Here is a 4,597-nt window from a genome sequence, read left to right as displayed (position 1 = left end):
ACTATTGGTAAAGCCTATTATGAAAGTACTTTTAGAGTTTTTCACCATCCACTAATTAAGATTCCAATGACCAAAAATACCCCACTAAGTAAGACCAGCCCAACCAGACTAGCCAAAAAATCAAAGCAACGTTTCGAAAATATGTAGCTCGGCGTCAACCCCCCAAGGTCAACCTGCTCGGCATTAACTTGTTTACGACTAGATGTTGTCTCCAAATCCACCCCTCCAATATATTGCCAAAATGCGGCAGAAGCAATCCCCAAACGTTGCCAGCTCTTTTGCATATTACAATATTTTTAACGTTTGGGCAAGCAGTACCATGAAATAGTGGGCACAAAGTGTGTTGTCAATACTTTTCAATCCTTCCCAGAAAAGTGGTCGCCACTCAAAACATCTTCAAACCTAATAGTCCAATCATAAAAATGAAGAGCAAACTTTCCTGCGTGTAAGTACTGTATCAAAAGATATCGTCTACTCTGTTGATAATACCCCAAAACTTTTCTTGAAGCTAATTGTGTTGATCCCTGCCCTTTGTGCGCATAGCTCGATGTCAAAAGCAAATAATTTTGATATCCTTGCGCTTGCAATTTAAATGTCAGTGCCTGCTCCTCATAGTAGAGAAAAGTGGCCGAATCAAAGTAACCGACTTTCGAGAAAATCGTCTGACGAATAGCAAAAAAGGCTCCTAAATTAACATCCACTTTAATTCTTTTAGTGTCCGAGTGTTTTAACAGGTATGGGATTGCTTCTTCTTTTCCACAATGATGAGCAAGTTTCGAAAAAATACGCGAATTGTACAAAAGCGCTCTTTTCTTAGTGATGTTATGCCACGCCGTTTTCTGATTGCCCTTTTGCGGGACAGTAACTGTGCCCGCATCAGTATGACTAAGGCAGAAGTTAGTAACTTGTTCGATGTTTTCTGAATTGAGCAAACTATCAGGATTGACAACGATTAGAATGTGATCGTCAGCTAACCCAAACTCGCTTTCAATTGCTCGCAATCCAACATTATTTCCTCGTGCATACCCCAAATTGGCCTTTGTAGTAAGAATACGCACCTGCTTATACTTGTTAAGAGCGACATGAAGTTCGTGCACAGAGCCATTAGCCGAGCCATTGTCAACAATGAAAATATGATCAACGCCGCCTTTAATTAGATTAAGACAGCAGACAATCGTCTGTTGATAGTTTTGATAATTAAGAATTAACCCTATTTTCAACACTGGAATTCCCTCTCTCTTAAGTTCACTTATATTCGCTTGCGAAAGCGCTCCATATAAGGTCCTATATAGCCGAACAGAATGCGCGGACGTAACAACAATAAAACAACGAAGTAAACGATCATACCAAGCAAAACCTCTAAAATCAATGAAGTTATGCTTATTGTCAAAATAAATTGCCACCCTTTTATGACAGCAAACATGACCAATGCGCTCAAACAATATTTCCACGATTCGCTGAATAGTTCTTCCAGGGAAAGTTGATTTTTAATAGCATAAATTTGATAAAGAGTTACTACCGATTCGGAAAGAATTGTTCCAATCACAGCGCCCATTGTTCCCAACCAAAGGATCAATGGTACATTAACAACGATATTAACCAACGATCCTAAAATAACTGAAACTGTATATGGTTTAACTTGATCAGTTGGTAACAAATATTGTACACCAATAGCACTTGCAATCGAAATCGGAATCACGACGATAGCTTCGACTGCCATCAGCGGGGCCACAGGCATAAACTTGACACTGAAAAAGAAATAAGTGAATGGCGTCGAAACAGCAGCTATACCAAAAGCAAGAGGAAATGCCAACACTAATATCACATGCATTGAAGATGCTAATGAACGTTTAACAGCTTCATGGTTACCACTGGCAAAATAATGGGCGACATGGGGTAAAAGAACGGTGCCTGTTGCAGTTACCAATGCTAGCAGCATTTTTATAATTTTGTCAGAATTCTCATAAAATCCCGCCGCTGTAACGCCCTGCAGGATACCTAGCATAGTTTTATTCAGCTGAACATAAATCTGGATTGCTAGTTGCGGAATAAGTAAGAGGAAAGCTGGCTTCATGTGGTGCCAAACTTGCAAAGATGACAATTTAGGGAAGTGAGTCAGGTTAGCCCGCAAAGATGACCAGAACGTCAAATTTCCCAGTAACTGTGAACCGGACAATATTAAAATATAGATTGCTGTATCACTTGCTTTATGCACTAACAAAAAAATTAAGACAAGTGAGGCAATCCGCACTAAGACGTTCCGAATCACCGTGACACGAAAATTTTCTAGTCCTTGAAAGAACCAGGAAATATCAAATGCTGCACCTAAAAGCATACAACCTTGAGCCAGATAAAATATTCGATATCTGTCCATAGAAAATGTAAATATCAGATAGGCAATGACAGCTACACCCACTGAAATAAAACGAAGAAAAGAAACTTCCCAAAAATATTTGGTCAAAGCAACTTTATCATCTCTTCTGTATGCAATTCCTCTATTACCATACAGATTAATACCTAGGCTACCAAAAAGAACAAAGTACTGAACAACTGAATTAGTAAAAGCATTAATTCCGACCCCCGTGGGACCTAAAATACGATTAATGTACGGTACTGTCACTAAGGGAACTATTAGGACAAACATCTGATATCCTGCATTCCAAATAAAGTTTTTGATGACTTTCATAAAATTCTCCAATACCTACATTTCTTCAAAAACTCGAATAATAAATAAAGGTCAGTTAAAAACAACCAACGCCTATTCATATTAACAGAGCCTCCTAGTGCCGAAAAGTATAAAAAGTTAATAACAGCACGTCTTTTAGGTGACACAAATTCATAGCCCAAAACACATAGACCTAGTGCTGGTGGCCCGTTACAAAGTCTCGCACTTGCAGTAACGTTTCCCCAACTGAGTTATTAGATCTATCACAAACTGTTCAGTTGCTCCTGCAATACCAGTGGCCATCGAATACACCCCCGAAAATTCCAAAACTAGTCTTGACTAATACTGTCAAGGCTCAATAATTGATGATTTTATTGTCATGACGGTTAACATGCTCAACAATATGAATCAAGCAGAATTGGACCGTATTGATTTTATACAGGAAAATGCATCACATGACAATTGATCAATATATGGTTACACGCCTCAAAAGCTGAATTATAAAACGTGACAGGTTCCTGTGTGTTAGCTCTGCTACTTTTTTAAGACCTTAGTTCCCTCCCAACAAAATTTTGATTCTAGCACCTTTTTAATTTATCTCATGATTCACGTACTCTGTATTTAAATTGCTGCGCAATGTTATTGTTTTCACCGCAGCTACAGTTCTCACAACGTACAATTGCGCCTGGAAAGATCGATCAAAAAATACTTAGCATTTCCCTTAATCTAGTGCGATTATTCATCCAATCGGGGTTGATTATCATCCACACGGTATCATGTTTTGATCGGCTGACCCAAATACCTCATAAGACTTTCTGGTCGCCCATTAAATCAAAGTCAGTACTTGCTATGCAATTTATCCCCTATTCTCCTGCGAACGATCCAGCAGCACATAATAGAAATAATTAAATACAGTTTACTCAAATGTAGTGATCAACTCATCGTCTTTAACAGTGAGAACACTTTACATTAATTTTTGATTTTTTCAAGCAAATAGTTAGGTCTGAATTGGAGGAGCAGTTGATCAGCGTCACACATTCACTAACTTAATTTAAGTTAAGAATCCATGTGGTAAAAATCCGATTCGTACTTAAAATCTCGTAACAAATCATTGGCACCAAGAGCCAAAATAGTTCTGATCCACTTATGGACATGAATAACCTAGAATTTTGCAATGAATGATCTGAAATATTGACAGATACCTTGATGTCTAAGCAAAAAATCTAAATTTTAAGCATTGTCACCCTCTGCAACTGAAATTCGCTTAATTTGTTGGCCTCTCACCCTGCTATACCAGACTTGACTAACTATGAAGAACTCGGCTTCTCAAAATTGGGCTTAACTTATCAACCAAGATTGTATTAGCCGGCACATCTTTTGTAACAATTGTACCAGCACCGATAACTGCACCACTGTAAATTGTTACCCCATCTAAAATAGTGACATTTGCTCCAATCCAAACATCATCATGGATTACTATTCCTTTCTGATACACTCCTTGATCTTTTATTGATTTATTTGTACTGTGAAAATGATGGTTTTCTGCAATAATCGTAACATTTGGGCCAATCATTACGTTCTTATTAATTTGAACTTTACCAGCACATCCAATGAATCCGCCTGGCCCAATTGAACTATTCTCTCCAATACTAAGACCATAACCAATATGGCCTACGCCATAATAACTAGAAGGTCTAATTTGAACATTTCGGCCAACAGTGACGTCTTTCCCAAAATAAAGGCCATTTGTTGATAATCCCTGAATCTCGCAATAGTCCTCAAACTTTACTTTTGCTTCTATGTGTAAATGCTGCCGATTCATGATTTTAACGTGTCGTCCCAAAAATATTATTGGCTTTGCGTGGGGCGTTGTCATGGACGACGGATTTACAATTCAAGTGCAACAAATTAGTCAAATAGAAAAGACTCATA

Annotated in this window: 2 protein-coding genes and 2 pseudogenes; all 4 read right to left on the bottom strand. The window is 38.2% G+C overall.

Annotation, left to right across the window (positions count from 1 at the left end; genetic code table 11):
* Positions 1–53 precede the first annotated feature (53 nt).
* Positions 54–215: pseudogene (locus ABF682_RS11825) on the bottom strand (sugar transferase); the annotation flags it as partial.
* A 141-nt stretch (positions 216–356) separates the two neighbouring features.
* Positions 357–1,220 (bottom strand): glycosyltransferase family 2 protein, encoded by an 864-nt coding sequence (locus tag ABF682_RS11820; protein ID WP_045137255.1) that lies wholly within the window; start codon positions 1,218–1,220, stop codon positions 357–359.
* Between the two features lie 29 nt (positions 1,221–1,249).
* Positions 1,250–2,686, bottom strand: a complete 1,437-nt coding sequence (locus ABF682_RS11815; protein WP_045137242.1) for an oligosaccharide flippase family protein — start codon at positions 2,684–2,686, stop codon at positions 1,250–1,252.
* A 1,282-nt stretch (positions 2,687–3,968) separates the two neighbouring features.
* Positions 3,969–4,544, bottom strand: a pseudogene (locus ABF682_RS11810) (acyltransferase); the annotation flags it as partial.
* Between the last annotated feature and the right edge of the window lie 53 nt (positions 4,545–4,597).

Origin of the sequence: Liquorilactobacillus sp. (genome assembly GCF_047719775.1) — a bacterium.
In the GTDB taxonomy this organism is placed as follows: Bacteria; Bacillota; Bacilli; order Lactobacillales; family Lactobacillaceae; genus Liquorilactobacillus.
Note: the sequence above shows the minus strand (reverse complement) of the source record. Positions and strands in the feature narration are given on the sequence as shown.

What these genes read in the sequence shown, in the direction of transcription:
- ABF682_RS11815 (WP_045137242.1), bottom strand. Translation starts at nt 2,686, where the DNA reads ATGAAAGTCATCAAAAACTTTATTTGGAATGCAGGATATCAGATGTTT.